Annotated in this window: 15 protein-coding genes; 10 read left to right on the top strand and 5 right to left on the bottom strand. The window is 51.9% G+C overall.

The window, feature by feature from the left end; translation table 11 throughout:
* Positions 1-221 precede the first annotated feature (221 nt).
* From Pla52o_RS18135 to Pla52o_RS27020, 3 genes are all read left to right on the top strand, one after another.
* Positions 222-1,988 (top strand): hypothetical protein, encoded by a 1,767-nt coding sequence (locus Pla52o_RS18135; protein WP_146596014.1) that lies wholly within the window; start codon positions 222-224, stop codon positions 1,986-1,988.
* Positions 1,989-2,452: 464 nt separating this feature from the next.
* The gene (locus Pla52o_RS18130) at positions 2,453-2,908 is read left to right on the top strand and encodes a hypothetical protein (protein WP_146596013.1); all 456 of its coding nucleotides are present in this window, start codon (positions 2,453-2,455) and stop codon (positions 2,906-2,908) included.
* A 20-nt stretch (positions 2,909-2,928) separates the two neighbouring features.
* Positions 2,929-3,078: a hypothetical protein gene (locus Pla52o_RS27020; RefSeq protein ID WP_197169335.1), complete on the top strand. Its 150-nt coding sequence runs from the start codon at positions 2,929-2,931 to the stop codon at positions 3,076-3,078.
* 9 nt (positions 3,079-3,087) lie between these two features.
* Here the strand turns inward: Pla52o_RS27020 and Pla52o_RS18125 are convergent, their stop codons facing one another.
* Positions 3,088-4,053, bottom strand: coding sequence for a HEPN domain-containing protein (locus Pla52o_RS18125; protein ID WP_146596012.1), 966 nt, complete (start codon positions 4,051-4,053; stop codon positions 3,088-3,090).
* Between the two features lie 1,049 nt (positions 4,054-5,102).
* Here Pla52o_RS18125 and Pla52o_RS27015 point away from each other — a divergent pair.
* The 7 genes from Pla52o_RS27015 (at position 5,103) to Pla52o_RS27010 (ending at position 14,169) form a co-directional block, all read left to right on the top strand.
* Positions 5,103-5,240, top strand: a complete 138-nt coding sequence (locus Pla52o_RS27015) for a hypothetical protein (protein ID WP_197169334.1) — start codon at positions 5,103-5,105, stop codon at positions 5,238-5,240.
* Between the two features lie 72 nt (positions 5,241-5,312).
* Positions 5,313-5,867: a hypothetical protein gene (locus tag Pla52o_RS18120; RefSeq protein ID WP_146596011.1), complete on the top strand. Its 555-nt coding sequence runs from the start codon at positions 5,313-5,315 to the stop codon at positions 5,865-5,867.
* A gap of 81 nt (positions 5,868-5,948) precedes the next feature.
* Positions 5,949-6,164, top strand: coding sequence for a helix-turn-helix domain-containing protein (locus Pla52o_RS18115; RefSeq protein WP_146596010.1), 216 nt, complete (start codon positions 5,949-5,951; stop codon positions 6,162-6,164).
* On the top strand, positions 6,161-8,815 hold the full coding sequence (locus Pla52o_RS18110) for a class I SAM-dependent DNA methyltransferase (RefSeq protein ID WP_146596009.1): 2,655 nt from the start codon (positions 6,161-6,163) through the stop codon (positions 8,813-8,815). The genes Pla52o_RS18115 and Pla52o_RS18110 overlap by 4 nt, the downstream gene beginning before the upstream one ends.
* Positions 8,816-8,873: 58 nt before the next feature.
* Entirely contained in the window at positions 8,874-10,772 is a 1,899-nt protein-coding gene (locus Pla52o_RS18105) for a DEAD/DEAH box helicase (protein ID WP_197169333.1), read from the top strand.
* Positions 10,769-11,983: a GIY-YIG nuclease family protein gene (locus tag Pla52o_RS18100; RefSeq protein ID WP_146596007.1), complete on the top strand. Its 1,215-nt coding sequence runs from the start codon at positions 10,769-10,771 to the stop codon at positions 11,981-11,983. The genes Pla52o_RS18105 and Pla52o_RS18100 overlap by 4 nt, the downstream gene beginning before the upstream one ends.
* Positions 11,984-13,404: 1,421 nt before the next feature.
* Positions 13,405-14,169: an alpha/beta hydrolase gene (locus tag Pla52o_RS27010; protein ID WP_197169332.1), complete on the top strand. Its 765-nt coding sequence runs from the start codon at positions 13,405-13,407 to the stop codon at positions 14,167-14,169.
* A gap of 1,524 nt (positions 14,170-15,693) precedes the next feature.
* Here the strand turns inward: Pla52o_RS27010 and Pla52o_RS18090 are convergent.
* From Pla52o_RS18090 to Pla52o_RS18075, 4 genes are all read right to left on the bottom strand, one after another.
* On the bottom strand, positions 15,694-18,942 hold the full coding sequence (locus tag Pla52o_RS18090) for a type I restriction endonuclease subunit R (RefSeq protein WP_146596005.1): 3,249 nt from the start codon (positions 18,940-18,942) through the stop codon (positions 15,694-15,696).
* A gap of 198 nt (positions 18,943-19,140) precedes the next feature.
* On the bottom strand, positions 19,141-19,980 hold the full coding sequence (locus Pla52o_RS18085; protein ID WP_146596004.1) for a DUF3800 domain-containing protein: 840 nt from the start codon (positions 19,978-19,980) through the stop codon (positions 19,141-19,143).
* Positions 19,981-20,078: 98 nt separating this feature from the next.
* Entirely contained in the window at positions 20,079-21,167 is a 1,089-nt protein-coding gene (locus tag Pla52o_RS18080; RefSeq protein ID WP_146596003.1) for a hypothetical protein, read from the bottom strand.
* Positions 21,164-22,234 carry a DUF262 domain-containing protein gene (locus tag Pla52o_RS18075; protein ID WP_146596002.1) on the bottom strand — a complete coding sequence of 357 codons (1,071 nt, stop codon included), beginning with the start codon at positions 22,232-22,234 and terminating at the stop codon, positions 21,164-21,166. Before Pla52o_RS18075 ends, Pla52o_RS18080 begins: the two co-directional genes overlap by 4 nt.
* Positions 22,235-22,271 lie beyond the last annotated feature (37 nt).

Genomic DNA, 22,271 nt, shown 5'->3' with positions numbered 1-22,271 from the left:
CACCCTGATTGTACCACCGGCCGATCATCACGGCTATCTATCGCCGCGATGACAATGGCCGAGCAGCAAAAGCTTGTCGACGATCTTCTTGACTCTAAAGGGTGTTTTGGGGAAGTGCCTGCTGTTAATGCATTCTTCTTGAGGTTCGCCCCTGATGAGCTTCGTCAATTCGTGCGGAACCATGTCCCGGATTGCCTCGAGTGTTTTGAGGCGGTGTGGCAATGAATTTCTCCGCAATTAAAGAAGCCGCGGCTGGACGTTGCGCTGAGATCATAGGGGCGTTAACTCCATTGCCTATGGATGTTGTCATCAAGCAGGCTACCGATCACCCCTGCCCGCGATGCAAGGGTAGCTCAGTCATTTGGCCCGATAGTCGTGACGGTGGTGCAAATCAGCACGGAAGAATCGCGTGTCGAAACTGCACTGATAATCGGCCTAAGGGGGATATAATCTCGACGGTCGCTGAGTTTGCCGGCCTGTCGCAGGGCAACTCGGCGAGAGCAATTGCAGATTACTTAGGCCTGCCGATGGACCAGCTTTCCGATGAGCCTGCCAAACGACTCAGTATCACGGAACAAGTTTGCAAAGCAAAGCGGATGCCTGTTGATGCGTTCGAAAAATACGGTGTTAAAGAAGAGGAACGAGCAGGCGAGTCAGTTGCGCGTGTCAACGTGTACGATCATCATGGCGAGATTCATTCACACTTTGACCTATCGCCAAGCGGTAAAGGCCGGTTCAAGAGCGGAGCGGGATCGTCTGGATTGTTCTTACCTGGACGCCTGCCAGTTTCCGGCGAAACTTGGTTGATGGTCGAAGGCGTCAAAGATGCGGCTGCGCTGACCGGACTTGGATACAACGCCGTTGGCCTTCCTGGATCGTCATTGGCTGACAAGTATGCGAACCTGTTCGATGGCGTTTCGGTCGTGGTGGTTCCGGACTTGGATGGGGCCGGGATGAACGGAGCTCAGCAGACTGCTGGTAATCTGTTCGGAATCGCTGCCAGCGTTTCGATTGCGAGGCTTCCCGGCCAAGTGAAAGCCAAGGGCGGTGACGATGTTCGTGATGTGCTTCGTCGCGAACAGGGTGAATGGATTGTGCGTGATTCTATCGAACGGGCCAAGCTCTGGGCTCCCGCGGTCGATAGTTTGCTAGATGTCACAGAGTCCACGGAGAATACAGAAGTTTTATACTCTACGGACTCAGTTCACTCTGTTAGCTCTGTGGACTCAGTTCACTCTGTGACACCTGATCAGTTCGACGCTCTGTCGGCCGCAATCCAGGACACTGCAAGCAGCGGTGCCAGCAAGCAAAACTCCGGTGTGTTTCGTTTTGCTCGAAAGTTTGTAGCGATCGTTGGAACAACCCCAAGTCCTAGTGTGGTCGAGAAATATGGGTTGTTTTGGTTTAATGCCGCCCGAAAGTTCTCGAGCGATCTTGACCCGGGCATTGTCGTCGCCGAATTGCATGCTGCAATCGATAGCGTGCGTTTTCCGGATGACGGTACTGATATGGTGACGCGTGCATGGGCAAGGTCTCAGGAAAATCCGAAGCCAGACTTTGTTGCGAACTATCCCGACGACTCCACTGCGGTTCGATTTGCCAAATTCATTGTCGAACTAGATCGCCTACACGACGGAGCGACGTTTTTTCTTAGTTGCCGCAAAGCCGGAACGCTGACTGGTCTGAACTACCGCCAAGCGAATCGGCTATTGGGCCACTGGGTAAAGAATGGCACGCTCGATCTAGTCGAGAAAGGAAAGCCAGGTCCACCAGGATCTAGGGCAAACAGATTTCGACTAGGCAGTCGGTTTTCAGCCTCGTCGAATCAAAATTCGGGCGATGTGAGATCCGAAGCGGACGATCTCCAATCCATGGGCAAGACCACTGAAGAACCTGCAACGATAATCGATCCAACGAACGTCGAATTGCTCGTTCCATTATCTGGTGAACAAAAAACGTCTCTGCGTGGGTGTGAGGTCGAGCTGTGAGCGCTGCCGGGATCATCGCGGAACTGGCGACAATGGGCGTTACGGTCATATCACCGGGACCAGGACGGGTTTTGCTACGCTCCGATGAGCCTTCAATCCCACAAGGCGCGTTCGAGTTAGCGAGTCCAAACAAGACGAAATTGGCAGACTACCTATCCGCACAATCAACGTGGATCAGATGCCACGCCTGCGGATCAGTGAATCTGTCCGACAACGATGAGGGGATAGGTTGCGATGACTGTCATGAGACAGTTTGGATCGATCAGGGGCTTTCATTGGTCAGATCAGACTGGGCAGCCAACAATTGCTCGTTTATCGACGATTTGCCATAAACACCGATGAATCGATCTAGCACGTGCCTCCTAACAACAGGGAGTAAACACCAAACAGTTGCTTTACATTCTGGCCATATTTCACGTTGATAGGCGTTCCCCGTGGCACGAAGTACGAAAGGAAAGCCAGGTATGATCGAATTTCCAACGCTCGAAGAAACGCGGATAAATGAGGTGGTTGCCGCCATCGAGAAGATGCACTACGGTGCGCCGGTGTCGGCCAAGCGGATCGGCGCGGCTGCTGGGTTGTCTGGGCACCAGACATTAATCTATCTACACATGGTGGACGCCGTGGGGCGGGCCAAGCCGGTTCGGACAAAGAGCAGCGACGTCACTCGCGGTTGGGTTCCCGCTCAGGTCGACGCGTCGATGTCGCTGGCGGACGAACGGGCAACGTTGGCGGCCGATACGTTGGCGGCCGATACGTTGGCCAAGCTGCGCAACGGCGATCCGCTCAGCGAACAGCAGGTCGCCGAAGCAATGGAACAACCGATAGGCACCGTCGGACGCTGGCTCACCGATGCCGAAACAATGGGCTTAAATATTGGGACCGAAACGCATCGCGGATGGATGCCCATTTCCTCTTAGCTGCATAACGGCAGGGAAGCATGAACGAAGACACGGACGTTTATCTTGAGCTTACCGACAACGAACATCCCGACGCCGAGGCTGCGGCCGAAGACACCGCGCGGCTACTTATCGAGGTTCGTGAACAACGGGCAACGCGGCAAAATGACGTTTCCAGCGATACGCAGTAGATGATGGTATTACCCGAAAACAGCCTCATCGAAATCATCTCCTGAAAGTGCATGTCCACGTTCAATTGATAGGAGTAAAAGATCGACCAACAATAGAAAAGAGTGGTCCACCGCTTGTCCAAGTTTTTCATCCGTCAGCTTTTCCCCGTGCACTGCCTTGCTACGTAGTCCGTAAAGCTTCTTCACTTCATGAAACTTTTGCTTGCGATCTTCACCACGTGGAGTAAGCAATGAAGCAGACAGCAATGAAATTCGATAAACCAGTTCAGAGCTTATTCCCAAAACAGCTTCTATCCCGCTCCACAATCGAGCAACTGCAGAACGTGGATCTTTCGCGTAACGCCAGTCAATGCATGATTCGAGAGCAAATCGGAATGACTCGCTTTCGCTCGCGAGTCTATTAAAGCTTTCGAAACGGTCACGAATCCACTGGGCATCTTCCTCAGCGAAACTGGCAACTCTCGAACCCCGATCCACGACCAAATGAAGGTGATAGTCGAGAAGGTTTCCGTGAAATCTCGGCAATGCTCGCTTCGAGTTATTTACCGCCTCTTCAGGTCCGTCTTCAATTATCTGTTTTTGGAAAATGGAAGAGGTTCGCTTTTGATGTCCAGCGATCTCATTCCAAGAGTATGCAGAGCATGCAACAGGAAAATGACGACTGAATCCTCGTAGAACCATAAGTGATGATGCCAACCACGCACGATTTAGTGTGTCGTAGCCGGGAGTAAGGTCAGAGTCCTTTGCTGACTCAATTTCGCAGTTACAGAATGCAGCAATGGGTTCTAAGACCGTCCAACTGCCAAAGCCAACTGATCCCGCAGCGGCTAAGTCAAAAATGGAAAGTTTATCAGCAATCGGCTGCAGAGTGATCCCAGGAGCGAGTGTCATAGGCGAGGAAATCGATGGCATTCCTGCAAGCAGGATGTGCCAATTGCCGTCGTGATGATTCTCGATGATGTTTTTCGATTCCATGTCCGACTCTTTAAACGTTTAATGCAATCTGCGAATTCTTGGCCAGAAGTGTACTACATAGAAATCCAATGCGAAGTGCTGCAAGGTCTTGATTGCGAGTGGAGCCGACAGGGAGTTGCCTCAAAGTAATGTCGAGTAGCAAATCGCAACCGACTTGCACCGCTCTGGCCCACCGTTGGCGGTTCACAACCAGCAAACCCATCCAGTATTGAACGCAACCGCAACCCGAGCCAACCGGCAAAATACTTCCGCCCGTGCACGCACACACCTCCTAGTGCCCCCTGGGTGCGTGCATGAGCCACGCCCCAGGGCTTTGGCTTTGAGTGCGGGCGCAGGGCGAACGAACGAGAACGTAAGCAACCAATTTAAGCGCGACACGGCCGAACGAATGCGATTCAGGACGAAAGTGTGTCAAGGATTGCTCGCAATAAATCGTGCGGTCGATTTTCGTATTGCAAAGGGTCAATTTCGATCGCTATTCGACTCGAGTTTGCACGTACATTACGACGAATCGCCCCCAAATTCTCGATTTCGTTCTGGTCTGCTTTGCCGGGGTTGACTCTATTTCGACATCCAACTCTTTGCATGTACTGAACTTCGTCTTGTGGAATCAACGCAACAACTCGCCATTCGCTCCAAGGAAAATGTTTTGGTGGATATAGCTCCGCTGCACCAACAAAGAGCGGGCCATAGCTATTCCAACTAAATATCTCGCCAACCGCTTTGCACCGAAGGGAGCGGGGAATGTTTTCTAGGTCGACAACGTTCGCTCGAATTACACGTTCGTCAACGAGTGACGTAACGCTCCGAAGCAATGTTGACTTGCCAACAGCTGAGGGGCCGTAGAACAGAATTCTTGGATTGAATGTCACGAAAATCTCCAAGACAGAATGAGATAGGTACTCCGGCGAAAATCGGTTCTCCCGTCACGCCTACGGGAACCGCCGCCCTACTTATTGCAGTTTATTGCAATTTCCCGAACGAACTCCAGCCCACAAAACACATAAAAACTCGTTTCGGCGAGCCCATTCTCCCGCAAGGATGCACCCATGGACATGGAACGAGTCATTTCGGACGCCAGAGACCTCTGCTACCGCGTTGCGCCCGCTGAGCTATCCGGATCGCCGCTTTGGGTGATCCCGCAAACGAGTCTACCTCCGCTGTTCGGGGCCAACACGATTTGTTAAGGCTACACGTCGTCCAGCGTCCATATGCATCAGCACCATACGTTTCCCGATTGGGACGGACGGCGCGGGCCAGTGAATGTTCTGGGCGATCTCAATATCCAGCCAGACTTCCCCGAGCGAACGTACAACAAGCTGCTCGGAACGTCGCTGCGCGAACTGTCCCCCACTGTCTGGAACGCCCGTCGCTCTTTAAACCGCGTCCGTACAACCAGCAACCCATCCGCGCCGAAGCGCCGAGGCCGTTTCGCAAGACGAAGACGGCGACGAACGACGCCACAGTGGACCACGCCCGAAGTCCGGTTCATGCGGATCGCCTACCACCTGTACGCCCGCGCTCGCCGCCTGAGCTACGATGTGCGGTCGGTCGAATTCTACAGCCCCGAACGGTTCGGTATGCCTCCGGCCGCCGACTACGCGGCAACTTTGGCCACGGATGCCGGAACGCTGGTCGCCACATCGTTCCGACAAATTTGTGACCAGTCAACCCCGTTCGATTTCAAGCAGATTTACGAACGTGACCAACGGACCTGGATCAGCGCCCAGCAACCGTCCAAGCGAAACGCATGGCCGGCCGTCGAAAGGCGGCCGGTCTTTCTTATTGCCTTACCACTAATTGACAACAACTGATAGCTAGGGAGACAATCCCCCTTCTGAACGATCAAACGTGTCACAGGGGCAAACTACGCTCACCAAAACATTGGCAACGCCATGCAAGCCAAACACGACGAAGTGCTAACGATCGACGAACTGGCGACCTACTTAAAAGTCTCCAAATCGACGCTCTACAAGCTCGTTCAAGAAGGAAAGGTCCCTGGCCAGAAGGTCGGCAAGCACTGGCGATTCAAACGAGACGTCATTGATCGCTGGCTGGACACGAGCGACGAGACCGAGACGAAACATCCCGCAGGTAAGAAGCCGCGATGAATATTGAGCAACTTGAAGAAATCATTCGTGAACTGACTGACGGATTTGACGCTGAAAATTTCATCTACGACTTGTTGCTCGCCTACGAACTGCCCAAAGCCTCGATTACTCGCTTGCGAAAGGGAACATCGAACCTAGGAAAAGGCGACTGCGATTTGCTCTGGAAGAATCGTGTTTGCTATGCCCATCACGATTCTGCGGACTTGCATGGATTGGTGGATCAACTGAAATCAAATTCTCGTGTGAAGTCTGCGAAGCCACGATTTGTGGTTGTGACGGATGGCGAGACGCTGCTCGCGTCCGACACGAAGACTGATGATTCACTTGAGACTCCGCTAAGTGACCTCGCCAAACACTTTGATTTCTTCTTGCCCTGGGCTGGCATGGAGAAATCGCAACTGCGGAGCGAGAGCGTTGCGGACATTCGAGCGGCCGAGAAGATGGGCCGGCTTTACGATCTGATACTCGAATCCAATCCGCCCAAGACTGATACAGAACGGCATTCACTGAATATCTTTCTTGCACGTTTGCTATTCTGCTTCTTCGCTGAAGACACTCGCATATTCGCGGAAGATCAATTCACGAAAGCGATAGATTCACACACCGCACCCGATGGAAGCGATCTGCAGCAGTACCTTACACGACTCTTTAAAGTGCTGGCAGTTGAAGACCGCAGAGACCTGCCGAAGTACTTGGCTGATTTCCCTTACGTTAATGGAGGGTTGTTCTGCGACGAGCACCCGGTACCAAAGTTCGATGTGCAGTCACGTAAGATCATTCTGGATTGCGGCAGTTTGAATTGGCGAGACATAAATCCAGATATCTTCGGATCGATGATTCAAGCCGTCGTGCACAGCAGCGAACGCGGGAATCTCGGAATCCACTACACGTCGGTTCTAAATATCATGAAAGTGATCGAGCCGTTGTTCTTGGAATCGCTTCGGGCCGAACTCGACAAGGCGGGATCGAACCGCAAGAAACTCGAATCTTTACTTGAAAGGCTTTACCGAATTCGCGTTTTCGATCCGGCTTGCGGCAGCGGTAACTTTCTCATCATCGCGTATAAAGAGCTTTCTAAACTCGAAATCGAGATCTTTCAGAGAATTTACGGCGATCAGCAGTCGTTTCAATTCGAGAGCAAAATTCAACTGACTCAGTTCTACGGCATCGAGATTGACGGCTTCGCGGCTGAGACAGCGAAGCTTTCACTCTGGCTGGCCGAACACCAAATGAATCTGGCGTTTGAATCTGTCTTTGGAAGTGCGAGGCCGACGCTACCGCTTCACGATGGAGGCCATGTCGCGCACGAAAATGCAACACGTATCGATTGGGAAGAGGTGTGCCCATCTGACAGCGAAAATGAAGTCTACATATTGGGGAACCCTCCATACCTTGGGGGCAAGTCACAGTCGGCTGAACAAAAGTCAGACATGGATTTGGTGTTTGAGAATGCCAAAAACTGTGGGCAGCTTGATTACATTGCTTCTTGGTTCATGAAAGCAGCAAGGTATGTGTCCGAGAACGCTAACGCTCGAAGCGCCTTCGTGACGACAAGCTCGATATGCCAGGGGTCGCAGGTTCCGCAACTTTGGCCATTAGTCTTTCGCCTGGGTGTGCAAATCCATTTCGCACACAAGCCTTTCAAATGGTCCAACAACGCAAAGGGCAATGCTCAGATCACGTGCTCGATCATCGGGCTTGCGAATCAACCAGACGCAGTGGTGATCTACGATGACCATGGAAAACGAAACGTACGGTTTATCAACGCATATCTGGCTCCTGGAGTGGATGTAATTGTCGCTCCTACAGCGAAGTCACTTAGTGCCTTGCCAACGATGATAACTGGCAACAACCCTTACGACGGAAAGAATTTGTTGCTGACATCTCCCGAACGTGAAAGTTTGCTTGCCAAGCATCCGGAAATGGAGAAATGGATCAGACCGACCTTTGGATCGTCAAATTTTTTGAGTGGAATTGACCGTTGGTGTATCTGGCTTGAGGACGAAGACGTCGAGGCGGCGATGAAGATTCCGGAAATTGCTAAACGCATCGACAAGACGCGACAGTTTCGCGCTTCTGGAGGTGAAGTCGCTCGGGGGCTCGTAAGCCGTTCGCATCAGTTCCGATATACGCATACAGCAAAGTCCAACTCGATCATTGTTCCGGCTGTATCCTCTGAAAAGCGAGAATACATTCCAATTGGATTTCTCGATAACCGAGCAATTATCCTGCATTCCGCTATGGCCATATACGATCCACCGCCTTGGGTATTCGGGGTTGTCTCTTCTCGACTTCACGTGACCTGGGTTCGAACGGTTGCCGGACGCTTGAAGACAGACCTGCGATACGCTTCTGCTCTTTGCTACAACACTTTCCCATTTCCTGACCTCGCAGAATCACAAAAACAGGAAATTGAATCGTGTGTCTTTGGCGTTATTGATTCGCGTGAAGAACACCCCGAGAAAACACTCTCCGATTTGTATGCGCCCTCAAAAATGCCAGGGTCTCTTCGAGAAATGCACCAGCGGTTGGATGAGACCGTCGAACGTTGCTATCGAAGCAAGCCGTTCAAAGATGACGATGAGAGGATTGAAGTGTTGCTGCAACGATATAGTGAACTAATTATACGTGGGTCCAAAGCTGATGCCTAACCTTGTAAACGTTTCCTACGCACAAACCGGACGCAGCTTGTCCACGAATTCAATGGGCATGAGAGATATGCAAGCACGCGCATTTGAGGCACGCGCTTCGCAATACCTACTCCTGAAAGCGCCTCCAGCGTCTGGGAAATCACGTGCCTTGATGTTTCTTGGATTGGACAAATTGTTCAACCAAGGAATTAAGAAAGTGATCGTCGCCGTTCCCGAACGTTCGATCGGCGGCTCGTTTGATCAGACAGATTTGACGGACCATGGATTCTTCGCTGACTGGCGATTCAATCCGGACTACAACCTTTGCACGCCGGGTGGTGACAAAAGCAAAGTTAAGGCGGTTCAGAAATTCTTGGCCGATCCCAATGAAGCCATTTGCATTTGCACTCACGCGACGCTGAGATTTGCGTTCGATGCTGTGGAAACTACGGACTTCAACGATGTGCTATTGGCGATTGACGAGTTCCATCACGTTTCCGCCGACGCCGACAATCGGCTTGGCGAAGTGTTGCGTTCGATCATGTCGAATACATCGGCGCACATCATTGCGATGACAGGATCGTATTTCCGTGGCGACACCTTGCCCGTTCTCTCACCAGAAGATGAAGCGAAGTTTAGCAAGGTCACCTACAACTACTACGAGCAACTCAACGGCTACACGCATTTGAAGACTCTTGGGATCGGCTACCATTTCTACCAAGGCCGATATCTCAGCGCCATCGATGAAGTGCTCGACACCGACAAGAAAACGATTCTGCACATCCCAAACGTGAACGCGGGCGAATCGACGAAGGACAAGCATAAGGAAGTCGATTCGATTCTGGACATCATCGGCGATGTCGCTCGCGTTGATCCTGACTCCGGAGTGATATTCGTCAAGCGAAAGACCGACGGAAAATTGATCAAGGTCGCTGACTTGGTGAACGACACTCCGAGTGACCGAGATAAGGTCGTCTCGTATCTTCGACAAATGAAGGACGTCGACGACATGGATTTGATCATCGCTCTCGGGATGGCGAAGGAAGGATTCGACTGGCCGTATTGCGAGCACGCTTTGACAGTCGGCTATCGCGGTTCTCTCACCGAAATCATCCAAATCATTGGACGAGCAACACGCGACAGCGACAACAAAACGCATGCTCAATTCACGAATCTGATCGCTCAGCCGGACGCAGCAGACGACCAAGTGAAGCTGTCGGTGAACAATATGCTCAAGGCGATCACAGCCTCGTTGTTGATGGAGCAAGTACTCGCACCGAACTTCAAATTCAAGACAAAGAAATTTGGCGATGAAACCGAGGAAGCCGGCACACTGAAGATTCGAGGATTCAAAGAGCCGAGTACCGCTCGTGTCAAAGAAATCGTCGAATCCGACTTGAACGATTTGAAAGCGACGATCCTTCAGGACAGCAAGATGCTGCAGGTATTGCCTGGTGAGTTCATCGATCCCGAAGTTATTAACAAAGTGATGATTCCCAAGGTCATCATGAAGAAATACCCAGAACTTAGCGACGCCGAGATCGAAGAACTTCGTCAACACGTCGTCGTCGACTCGGTTATTAAGAACGGAGAGATCAAAGAAGTTGGCGGTAAGAAGTTCGTTTTGATGGCAAACAAGTTCGTGAACATCGACGAGTTGAATATCGATTTGATTGATCGTGTGAATCCGTTCCAAAAGGCTTTCGAGATTCTTTCCAAGTCGGTAACAGCCGGTTTGCTAAAGGTGATCCAGCAGTCGATCGATGCTGGGCGAATCGCGATGACAGACGAAGAAGCGGTTCTGCTGTATCGTGATAAAATGAAACCGTTCATCGAAAGCCATGGTCGCCAGCCAGACATTAAGTCTGCCGAACCACTTGAGAAGCGGCTAGCTGAAGCAATTGTCTACCTCACGAACAAGCGCCGACAACTGGCTGCTCAGCAAGCGGCGACTGCAGTTTCAGAAGGTGTCGAATGATGGATTTCGAGAAGGAACTGGCCGACATTCTTGCCAATGATCCTCTTGGGCTGCTCGTTCACCGACCGAAGGTGTCTTTGGCGATCACGGCGGACGAACGCTTGGTGGCATCGTTCGAGGAGATCAACACCTTCATCGATGCAAAGGGAAGCGTTCCAACCAAGGGCCGCGACATTGGCGAGCGGAAGCTTGCCAGCAGGCTTGAGGGTCTTCGTGCCGATCCGGATAAGGCAGCTTCGTTGTTGCAGTATGACCGGCATGATCTGCTGGCGGATGTGGTGTTGAATTCAGAGAATGCGAGATCGTCGATTGAAATCAACTCCGTTGAAGATATTTTGGCGGATGACGTTTTGGGGCTGCTGGATCCGAACAATGTGGAAGCAATCGCCGCCGACATATTCACTTTGAAGAACGTGTCGAAGCAGGCAGCGAAGCAGGACCACGTTGCGAAGCGAAAACCCTGCAACGAGTTTGACCAGTTTGAGCCGCTCTTTAAGCAAGCGAATTCTGACTTGAAGTCTGGCGTCAAGAAAACTGTTCCGTTCAAGAGCGAACGTCAAATACGACCGGAAACTATTTTCATTCTGCAAGGCATGATGGTTTACGTCGCTGGTCGCGGCAAATGGGAAAAGAAAGGGTTCGGGAATTTCAATGCGCGTCTGTATTGTGTATTCGACAACGGCACCGAATCAAACATGCTGCTGCGTTCGCTGGCAGCTGCATTCTGGAAAGACGAAAACAGTCGTCAGATCGTCGCTCACGATCAGCCCGACCTGCTGGACGAAAAACTAAAGGTCAATTCGGAGGACGAACCGACCGGCTACGTGTACGTGCTTCGTTCACTGAGCGAAGACCCGAACATTCAGGAAATCGATAACTTGTTCAAAATTGGTTTCTCGACTCAGCCAGTCAAAACGCGAATTCAGAATGCGGCACAGGAACCGACCTACCTCATGGCGGACGTTCAGGTGGCGATGGAGTGCGAAGTCTACAACGCAAACCCGCAGAAGCTAGAAAAACTGCTTCACCGCTTTTTCGGAAATGCCTGTTTGAACCTCGACGTTTTCGGTATCACAAGCAAACGCTACACGCCTCGCGAATGGTTCGTTATCCCACTTCATACGATCGAGGCGGCAATCGAGATGCTAGTTAACGGCGAAATCGTAAAGTATCGCTACGATGCTGAGAGCGAAGAAATTGTTCCAAGGTAGGCTTTAGTGAATTGGGCCAACATAAATAGGCTGCATCAGAGTACGGTTGAGATCGGAAGGGTTCAGTGAGGGTACGCAAGAAAAGCATTGCTTCATCCACGCTTCAGTATCTATGGACAAGTCCGATTTTGGATCGTGCTGGAGAGTTACGTCGTAACGTCGATTTGGTGATTTCGCCTGAGTTTTTAGCGAGCGATCTTGTCGACAGCCATTTAAGCAATTTGCCATATCAAAACGCTCACAAATTGGAGCACCGAAACCCAGACGATATAACTGGTGTGTGGGGGATTTCGCACTGGCGAAGCGAGCGGATGTTCGGCAATGTCACACGTAGGCTTCACCCCACAGGCACACCTTATGCTCAAGTCTCGGGTACAGTCTGGAAAGAAGCTCGATGGTTCCGATTGCTTTCCTACCACCGCGTTCAATCCCCAACAGAGGCAATCCAGCGAATTCAACGAGGCAGGGAAGTTCGATTTGCCTGCGAGATTAACGAAGATTGGTACGATCCGCCGCAAGGCAATATTCCGATCCTTGGTGACGACCCGCAATTCAAAACGTCTCATGCATTTCCATTACTTGGGTATGACCCGAGTCAGAGTCGGTTTCTGTTTCCGAATTCATGGGGACAAGAATGGGGTGATGATAGTTTCGGAACGTTCCCGATTGAGAACTGGGATAGGTCGATCGTGTCTGCGTGGAATATCACGCCCCATGCATTGTCTGTACCAACGAATGGCGAAACTGGGATTATCTCACGCGGATGGAAACTAGGGGACAGATACGGAGACGGAGTTCATTGCGTTGAGATTTTCGACATCGATAACGACGAGTACTTAGCTTGGGCGTTTTGCATCCGAAGAGACGGGTTTCTCGACGTCGATGAGTTTTTCGTTCGGCCAGAGGAACGAGGCAAAGGGTACGCCAAGGTGCTAACTCGTCTCGTCGCGCGATTGGGTGCCCTGACTAAACTACCAATCCGGCTGGTCGTTGGCTTTGCGGACACGGAGGATTATTCAATTGATGGTGCGCGTGCTGTTGCTGACATGTTCGGTGTCAATCTGGTTGAAGCCGACGAACGTTGGGCAGCGATGTTTGGGATCGCCAACGCCACGCCTCGTCCATCGCGAAACTGGAAGCCTGTTCGTCCCGAGTCGATCTGGGAGAAACTTCGCCCTCGAACGGAGGAGCCCGTCTGCGAACCGAAGCAATACACTGTTTTTTATGGAACAAATCGCGAACCAGTTGATGCGAGCGATCTAAGCAAGGGGTATTCAAATCGTCGTGGCTACGAATTGCGGCGAGGGTCGTGCCTGGTTGAACTTCCTAAGACCCACAAGTTTGGAGGAGTAGGGAAAGCATTTCTTGCGTTGCTCAAATCAGCAAAGAGCGATCAAAGACGTGTCGTCGGAACGCAGGGTATGGGAACTGAAGAGTTCTTCGCGTTTGCTCGATCATGGATGCAGCGTTCCGAGGGGAATCACTGCAATCTCCTGTTTATTCATGGGTTCCAGAATTCGTTTAACGATGCCGCGATTCGCGCCGGACAACTCGGTGTCGATTTGAAGATCCCAGGTTCAACATTTTTCTATAGCTGGCCGTCGGCCGAATCTCCAATGGGGTACTCGGCGGACGAAGCAACGATCGAAACTAGCGTGAGCTATTGCCACGATTTCGTGTTCGAGATTTTGAGCAAGTTTCCAGACGTCCCTTTGCACGTTGTCGCCCACAGCATGGGAAACCGGCTCGCGGTCAATCTCTTTGAGAAGCTCGCAACTGCAGCAGAGCTTCCTGGTGAGCTTGGGCAATTGATTTTCGCTGCAGCAGATATCGATGTGGATCGCTTCAAGCAAGCAACGCCGACATTCCGTGGGATCCCAAAACGAATGACTTCTTACGTTTCGCGAGGTGACTTGGCTGTCCATTTGTCCGAGCGACTACACGATTTCCCTCGGCTTGGCTTGGCTCCACCTGTAACGCGAGTAGAGGGCGTGGACACGATTTTGGTTGAGGGCTTTCCGGTTTCCGAACTTCTCGGACATGGCTATTTCGCCGATTCCGCACCAGTCCTTTACGACATGTTCAATCTCATTCGTCATGGAAGCGATCCGGATAACCGCCCGTTGATAAAGCGGGAGACGGACTCGCACGCAGCGATACCATTCTGGTCGTTACCGTTGTCTTAGCGTTCTTCCCGGCTATTGGGCCGTTCGGCTAACCAACCGACCAATCTTCTCAAAGAGTCCGCGACGTCGCTTTTCCACGGCCTTATCGCGGGCGTTTCTATAGGTCGCCCGCGCACGTTTGCCCAACGTTTTCCCCGGCGAAAAACAATTCTCGAAATAACTCCGGAACATCGTTGGATGTGTTTTCGAGGCAAAGGTGACTGTGTGGTCCCATCCGCCCCTGTGGCCAAAGCGGCACATCGAATCCATAACAACGGGAACACAAACACGGCTACGCTGTGACCACCACCGCTACCAAGACTGCTGCCGCTGAGGAAAAGATCAGCTAGATCGAAACGGCTTTGACTGTATTGAAAAATAGCCGCAAACGGCATCTGTTTTAAGAAATGGCTAAACGATGGCTTAAGCAAGGCTTTCAGAGTGCACTGGGAGGCAATGGGGGCGGAAAGAGATCTATTCCGATGAAACCAGAAATACCCGTAGCACAGCAGAGAGCGATACTGCCGTTGGAGGTAGCAAACGGGCTGAGAAGTTTCTGGTTGGGAAAGCAGTCTGACGTTTGCAACCACTCAGCCTCCCCCCCAACAGGACTGTTCTCGCTGTTGGTGTGTCTGTTCCGACGTCAAATCGATAGTGCAAAACTGGTAGTTCTTCCATTTACCAAACAGCGGTTTCGCCCGGCAATTTGCAGTGTTTCCACCCCGGTAAATGAGGGTAATTAAAATCAATTAACTTCAATTCCCTTTTAATGATGTTTTTAGCCACTAATTAGAACGGTCCGTTTGGTCGGCTCAGTCTGTTAGAGTCCCGGCTTGGCAGCATCGCCAATCATAGACCTCACCGTAATGAGAATACCGGTCCGTCCTTGGTGAGTCCCGCCACCCAAACTAGACACAATCTATCGACGAACCGCACGTCATCTTGGCTTAGATGCAGTGCCGGGATTATTCCCGCTTACGGGTCATGACGATTGTCCTGTTTCCTGATTTACTTGCTTTTAATCAACCGGGATTGCTCACGATTGCAACTTGATTTTGCGAGAACAAAAGGCGATAGCCTTTATAGAAGAAAGTGTGATTTACAAGCGGTTTTCCGAGATTTTGCAAATCCTTTATTCGTGGGTTCGAATCCCACCGTCGCCTCTTTTGCAGTAATGCAATCCTCTCGATAGCCGAAACGCCTCTAAGCGTTACCACCGAATTGGTGTGCGGCCCCGTTAAGTCCCAGGCTTGTACCGAAAAACGGTCTAAGCGGTCGGGTACAGCTCTCAAACGAGAGTTTCCCCCATGGCAAAGCTCAAAGCCAAAACCCCCGTTCGCCGCTACCACCTCAGCGGCCAATCGTGTGGTCACCCTTGCAGGGCGTGACTTTTATCTCGGCCCCCAAGATTCGCCCCGCTTCACCTAGCCGGGCGCGCCCTGCCAGATGAAGCTCGCTTTTTTTCACTGTCGTTGGTACAGAAAAGGGGAGCAGATCAGCCTGACCGCCAACCGTGAGTAAGAACGCTTAGGTAGAATTTCGACGCTAGGCCCCCTTCGCCAGCAGCAAATCGAAGATCACTCGCTGGAATCTGGCGGCTAGTTCTGGGTTGTTGAGGTACTGGGCCATTTGGTTTTGGTGTACCTCGCTACTGCTCATCACCGCGTCGTCGAGTGCTTCGGCGAAGTCACCCAGCAAGGCTTGTTCGGGTGAATTGTTCTCGATCTGATTCATGACCCGCTCATTCTCTCGCACCTTGTCGCGGATTGTGTACGCGTAGTTGATCAGGTCTTGGTCCGTCAGCCCGTCCGTGATGAACAGCTCGTTCAAGCGTGCGATCAACTGGGAGAGGAAAATCTCCTGCTTCGACTTCGGTTTACCGGTGCCGATATCCGTGCCGACGCTTAGGCCCTCGGCTCCTTCCTTGACCAGCTGCAGGTCCTGCTGTTTGATCTTCGAAAGGCGGTAGTGCGTCAGATCGATCGACGACAGGTCTATCGGATCCTCCTTGGGAGCTTCCTCGCGAAGCAACGGTGCGAGATGGAGAGCGAAAAGGTTCAGTTTCTCGAGGTCGGTGCTGTCGTAGTCGACGATCTGCGACATGAACTCGTAGTATCGGCTGAACGAGATCAAATCGGATTTGAAAACGCCGAGTGCGTCCATTTCCTTCTTCGCCTCGTTCATGTCGCCTTCGGAGTTGGCAATGAACGTCGCGTCGCCCAGCTTTTTGGCGTGTTGATACAGCTTTTTGTGGCACTCGAATTTCTCCCTGGCTTCCTTGTATCGAATTTGCCAGCGATCACGTGCCGGTCGGCAAACGTTGCTGAGTGCCGCGTTGCTCTTGCTCTTCGTGTAGAAGACCTCGCTGAACTGGTTCACCTCCGTCCACAGGAAGATGCCGGCTGCACGCAGCTTGTCGAACAGGTCCCAGATCTTATTGGGGTCGGAGACATCGAGCAGCGTTGCCGTCTCGTAGTACTCCTGAAACGCAGCCAGCACGTCCTCGGGATCGTTGAAGAAATCCAGGACGTAGGTCTCCTTCTTTCCAGGGTAGGTTCGATTGAGACGCGAGAGAGTTTGCACGCACTCCAGACCGCCGAGCTTCTTGTCGACGTACATTGCGCAGAGTTTGGGCTGATCGAACCCCGTTTGGAACTTCTTGGCGACGATCATCACGTGGAACTCTTTCGTGTCGAAAGCCTTCCGCATGTCGCGGCCTTTCAAGTCGGGGTTCATGCCGCCTTCGGTGAACTTCTCGCCCAGCAGTGATTCGCAATTGGGATCGTCCTTGCTGAATTCCACTTCTCCCGAAAAAGCAACCATCGCTGCGAGTTGGCCGTACTTCTTCTTTTTCAGGTATTTGTCGAACTCCAGTTTGTAGCGAACCGCCTCCTTGCGTGAGCCCGTCACGACCATCGCCTTGGCGTGCCCATTGAGCAGCCCCATCACGGTTTGACGGTAGTGCTCCACGATCACCTTCACCTTTTGAGCGATGTTGTAATCGTGCAATCGGACCCACTGGCCGACGCGGACCTTGGCCTTCTTGGCGTCCACTTCGTAATCAGGCTTGGCGACCTTCTGAGCGAGGTTGTACGCGACCTTGTAGCTCGTGTAGTTCTGCAGCACATCGAGGATGTAACCCTCTTCGATCGCTTGACGCATGCTGTAGACGTGGAACGCCTTTGGCTTGTTATCGCGTTTATTGGGTGGCTGGTCCGGCTTGGGGAGTCTGCCGAATAGCTCCAGGGTTTTGCTCTTTGGTGTTGCGGTGAAGGCGTAGTAGCTGAGGTTGGTGGATGGTTTGCGAGCCACCACGCTGGCGTTGATTTTGTCTTCGAAGTCACTCTCGTCGTCGCCGTCGTCCTCACCTTCTTTCAGCAAAACCTCTTTCAGCTTGCCCGCGGTACGTCCTGACTGTGAACTGTGGGCTTCGTCGGCGATGATCGCGTAACTGCGTTCCTTCAGGCTGACGTTGTCTTCGATCGCTTTCAGAACATGCGGAAACGTTTGGATGGTCACGATCACGATCGGTTGGCTGCTTTCGAGTGCGGCCGCCAGCTTCTCTGATTTGGAACCTTGGCCTTCATCCCGGTTAATTCGTCCGACCACGCCATCGGCATGCTCGAATTGGTAGATCGTGTCCTGCAGTTGATCGTCGAGCACCGTACGGTCGGTGACGACGATGACGCTGTGGAAAACTTTGTTCCCGTACGAATCGTGGAGAGACGACAGCTGGTGAGCTGTCCAAGCGATGCTGTTGGACTTGCCGCTGCCCGCGCTGTGTTGAGCCAGGTATTTGTGGCCGGGGCCCTCTTCGCGGCTCGTCTGGACCAATTTGCGGACCAGATCCCATTGTTGATAGCGAGGGAAGATCAGCGTCTCCTTTTTCGCCTTGCGACCGTCCCACGCCTCTTCGGTTTTGATCTCCAGATGGATGAAGCGTCCAATGATCTGGAGAAGATTCTCGGGAGCCAGCACTTCATTCCACAGATAGCCGGTCGCGTATTCATGGATATCCTCTGGAACGTCGTTGCCGGCACCACCGCCGTTGGCTCCACGATTGAATGGGAGGAATTTCGTGTCGGCACCGTCCAGACGCGTCGTCATCGCGGCCTCGTATTGACTGACGGCGAAGTGAACCAGGGCACCGCGTTTGAAGGTCAGCAGCGGTTCAGGCTTGTTCGTTTCGGGATCTTTCGGCAGTCGAGTTTTCTTGTACTGACGAATCGCATTCTCGACGATCTGTTTGAACTCGCTCTTCAGTTCCATCGTCGCAACGGGGATGCCGTTGACGAAAAGCACCAGGTCGATCCGCCATGCTTTGGCGCGTTTACCGGTTTCCGCCAGTTCGGCAGCCGTGGCGTAGGGGCTATAAACGAGTTCAGGGACGACTCGCAGGATGTTGCCCTGGTACATCATCTGCGTGTCGGGGTTCAGCCCGTGTTCCGGCTTGAACTGGCACATCTTGAACGAAGCCGACTTGTCACGCAGTTCGTGCCGCAACACGCCCAAAGTGCCGTAGGTACGCAGAGATTTGTCACTGGCCTGTGGATCGGCTTTGGAGAGCTGCGAAGCGAGCTTTTCGATAAACGCTTGCTCGGCATTGGCCGGGTAAAGCGTCACGTACTTTTCCCAGGTCTTGGGCTGAGTCGTTTTGACGTACTCCAGGCAGTCGTCGGTGTAGAGAGCCAGTTTGCGGTCGTACTTTGCCGGATCGCCCAGCTTCCAACCGCCCGCGACCATCTGGTCGATGATGTCCTGCTGGAAAGCGGCTTCTTTGGAGTCAGAGTTCATGTTGATTTCTCGCGTAACTTGTTGCCATCCCCATTCGGCGGCGGGATTTCTGGCCCCCGAATCTCAGGTCTCGCTTGACTTTCTGTGGTTTCTAGTCGATCATTTGAAAAGACCCTGTCGCTCTCGAAGGCTCAAGTTCCACTTGGGGCACGTCGCAAGACATAGTGAGCACGGGGTTTTTTTGTGCACTGACGGTGATCATGGTTTGGTGCGTGTCATGTCACGGTCGTGGTTTCGCGGCACCAACTTCCAGTGTCGATAGGGGTGTCGCCAGCGGTTCGCCAGGTCACCCTGGATTCCGGTCGATTCTCCGATGTTGAAATGCGAATAGATCAGCCGGACCCTCGCTGAGATATGTTTGTAAAGCTTCTCTTTGGCGATGGTGCGTTTGCCTCGCCGACTCTGCCCTTCGGGTTTCACCTGGTGCAAGTTATTCAACCGGAAAGTCATCGCCCCTAGGACAACGTCCAGGCATTGCAGAAGATCGTGATCCTTGGAATTCACCTCTGCGATCTGTTGCCGGTCAAAGTCGACGTTCGCTCGGCGCATTTCAGGGTTACGCGACAGTGCCTCGATGAAGGATTTGAACTTGGCGGTTTCTTCGCGACTGGTGGGCATCTGATCCATGTTCAACCGAACTCGCTTCGGTCCATCGTGCTCCTCATTTGAGAACGCGAGTCCAAAGCCGTGCTTGATGAATTGGTAGTACAGTCGGTGATACTCGGACTGCCGCTGTTCCGACGTCAGCCCCTGCGGAATGTAGGTGTTGTTGGTGAACATGATCCGCACCTTCGCCAAGTCCGCCGCGATCAGATCGAAGAAGGCATCCATCACCGACGCGTACTTATCGAGGTAATTCTCGGTCACCTTGGTCCACTTCAACTCGCCGTGAAGGTTCTGCTCTGCTTTGCATGCGGCGAGTCGGCCGGACACGCTCAACAGATCATGAGACCTGACCAGCACGCCGCCGTAGAAATTGGAGAAGTACGCTCCGTCCTTCACCGATTCATCGGTGTAGATCACAAACTCAGTCGCCATCGTGAGCAGCCACCTTCCGGTCGGGCATAAGGCCCAGCTTCCAACCGCCAGCGACCATTGGGTCAATCATGTCCTGCTGGAAAGCGGCTTCTTTGGAGTCAGCGTTCATCTCGAGTCTCCAAAATCCCCCAGTTACCTACGATCAACGGTTCAATGATGCCCGGTGGAGTGGCGTCTCGATTTACCCTACCAGTCACCGCGTCGGAAAACTTAAAGCGTCTTTTACATGACACAACTGAAGGGAAAATCTCTTCCAATTCGGACGTAACTAAGGGAACGAAACGCTTCAGATTAGGCACTACTTTCTTTCCTTCCCAAAGAACGCCAAAGACCAATTGAAATAGGGAGATGCTTCGTGGGAAATGTTTCATCTCAACGAATTTCTCCTCGATCGTTTCGAGACAACCGTTGACATAGGTCTCCTGTTGATCCGTTTGCCTAGGCCAGGACTTCGAAGATCGAAGTAGAGAGTAGATGTTTTCACTGAAACGTCCCCAGCTAGATGGGATCAGTTCTTCTGGAATTTCCGTTTTGCCTTGCAACTGCAAGAAGCTACTCGAGATCTTTTTGAGAATCTCAATTTCCGGCCAAGCAGACTCAACGATTGGTGATTTTGCCGTCTCAAAAGCAACAATGAGCTGGTCCATCTGTTCTACCGTTGCCTTAATCTGAGCGGAAAGCCGTTTTCTCTTCCAATCAATCTCATCAGTCTTGTAGACAATGCTATGCATTGACACGGACCATGCGTGTTCAAAGGCGGACCGTATTTGGACCTCAAACATCAAGGCAGAGACAATTGGGTGAGCCTCGCTGCTTTCGGTGCGCAGACTGCCAATGTAACGAGTGGCATCAAAGCGGAACGTGTCAGGTGACTTCTTGGTTTGCCCGCGTTTGCGAAGCTCTACGCACGTGAATTTGGAATTCAGGAATTCAATCACAGAGGATTCCTTCTCCAAATGCGGGATGACGATCGAACACCCAAAAATGTCATCGATTTTGTCCCAGCTGTCGTATCTTCCTGACTCGAGTTTTTCAGCCAACGAATCGAGTTCTTTTCTGCGACCCACGTAGGCGTAACCATTTCGTTCGCAGAATCCGAAAACGATATCTCGCACCTTATGCTCGACCTGCTCTACGTATGGAAGATTGAAGTCGTAGGACCTCCTCACGTCACTTGGTACAATCATTCGAGCTCGGGCTCCTGATTGCGAATTTTGGCTGCGATTATTTTGATTCGTTTGTTTCGCGGGCCAACATCATTGGATGCTGATCGTGCAGCATCGAAATACGCTGTCGCAACTGCATCTTGGTCTCGAGTCTCAGCGTTCTCGACCAACGCGATAAATGCGGCCAGACGGTTCGCAATATCGGCAACAGGGATTTCATTCACTGTTGGGTCAGACATTGCGGCAAACAACGAATAAAAGTCCGCCTGGTTTTTTAATCGCGTCTTGTGCAAATCGTATTCGCCGACTGCAACAACTTCCGCAATCTTGGATACGGTAGCCCTGAATCGATCTTCAATATTCGATCTTGAATCCCATGCCTCATCTCGATCACTAAAAGCCTTGTCCAAGTCTGCCTGCGAATAGCTTTTAACGCCTTCCTCAAGGAAAAGCAACATTTGAGCAACTACCTCAACATCCTTCATTTGTCGTCTGGATCGTTCCTGAAGGTTTGGAAAGCCTGGCGGCAGCTTGCCTGGCTCCCGCTGGTCCGACTGCGTCATCCACTTAGATAACTTTTCAGCTGATGAAATAAAATCACCGTCGTATTTCGCGTGACGCAATTCTTGGAAAGACAGCTTCGCGACATTTCGATTGATTCGATCGAAGATGTCGTTTATGACGGTCTCCTCCGTATCTGGCAGGTATTCGACAAGGAATTCATAAGCCCAAAAATTCTTTTTTACTTCGATGTCCAGCTGCTCCCAGTTTTTCCCTCGCAAACTTGAAATCAGTGCTTTATCGCCGACTGGAAACTCACCGTCTAAAAACTCAAAAATTGTCGTAAGTCGCTGCTTCCCATCAACCAACCTGTAGGTGACATCACCTGTTAATGAGAATTCTTCATATAGAAAAATGGCGGCAGTTGGATTACCCAAAAGAACGGTGTCAATGAAGTAGTCTTTGAATTCTTGGTTCCAAACACTTCTTCTCTGGTAGGGCGGATTGAGGTCAAGCCGGTCCCGCTTGTACAGGTCCCAAAACCATGCGATTGTTTGGAAATTATGCCTAGGTCGTCGATTGGACATTAGTGCGCTCCATTTCGTTGGTTCTATGAATTGATAC

Origin of the sequence: Novipirellula galeiformis (assembly GCF_007860095.1) — a bacterium.
In the GTDB taxonomy this organism is placed as follows: Bacteria; Planctomycetota; Planctomycetia; order Pirellulales; family Pirellulaceae; genus Novipirellula; species Novipirellula galeiformis.
This window is presented reverse-complemented; position numbering and strand designations above follow the sequence as displayed.

Excerpts from the sequence above, each read along its gene's own strand:
- Pla52o_RS18135 (WP_146596014.1), top strand. The coding sequence starts at position 222 with ATGAATTTCTCCGCAATTAAAGAAGCCGCGGCTGGACGTTGCGCTGAG.
- Pla52o_RS18130 (WP_146596013.1), top strand. The coding sequence starts at position 2,453 with ATGATCGAATTTCCAACGCTCGAAGAAACGCGGATAAATGAGGTGGTT.
- Pla52o_RS27020 (WP_197169335.1), top strand. The coding sequence starts at position 2,929 with ATGAACGAAGACACGGACGTTTATCTTGAGCTTACCGACAACGAACAT.
- Pla52o_RS18125 (WP_146596012.1), bottom strand. The coding sequence starts at position 4,053 with ATGGAATCGAAAAACATCATCGAGAATCATCACGACGGCAATTGGCAC.
- Pla52o_RS27015 (WP_197169334.1), top strand. The coding sequence starts at position 5,103 with ATGGACATGGAACGAGTCATTTCGGACGCCAGAGACCTCTGCTACCGC.
- Pla52o_RS18115 (WP_146596010.1), top strand. The coding sequence starts at position 5,949 with ATGCAAGCCAAACACGACGAAGTGCTAACGATCGACGAACTGGCGACC.
- Pla52o_RS18110 (WP_146596009.1), top strand. The coding sequence starts at position 6,161 with ATGAATATTGAGCAACTTGAAGAAATCATTCGTGAACTGACTGACGGA.
- Pla52o_RS18105 (WP_197169333.1), top strand. The coding sequence starts at position 8,874 with ATGAGAGATATGCAAGCACGCGCATTTGAGGCACGCGCTTCGCAATAC.
- Pla52o_RS18100 (WP_146596007.1), top strand. The coding sequence starts at position 10,769 with ATGATGGATTTCGAGAAGGAACTGGCCGACATTCTTGCCAATGATCCT.
- Pla52o_RS27010 (WP_197169332.1), top strand. The coding sequence starts at position 13,405 with ATGGGAACTGAAGAGTTCTTCGCGTTTGCTCGATCATGGATGCAGCGT.
- Pla52o_RS18090 (WP_146596005.1), bottom strand. The coding sequence starts at position 18,942 with ATGAACTCTGACTCCAAAGAAGCCGCTTTCCAGCAGGACATCATCGAC.
- Pla52o_RS18085 (WP_146596004.1), bottom strand. The coding sequence starts at position 19,980 with ATGGCGACTGAGTTTGTGATCTACACCGATGAATCGGTGAAGGACGGA.
- Pla52o_RS18080 (WP_146596003.1), bottom strand. The coding sequence starts at position 21,167 with ATGATTGTACCAAGTGACGTGAGGAGGTCCTACGACTTCAATCTTCCA.
- Pla52o_RS18075 (WP_146596002.1), bottom strand. The coding sequence starts at position 22,234 with ATGTCCAATCGACGACCTAGGCATAATTTCCAAACAATCGCATGGTTT.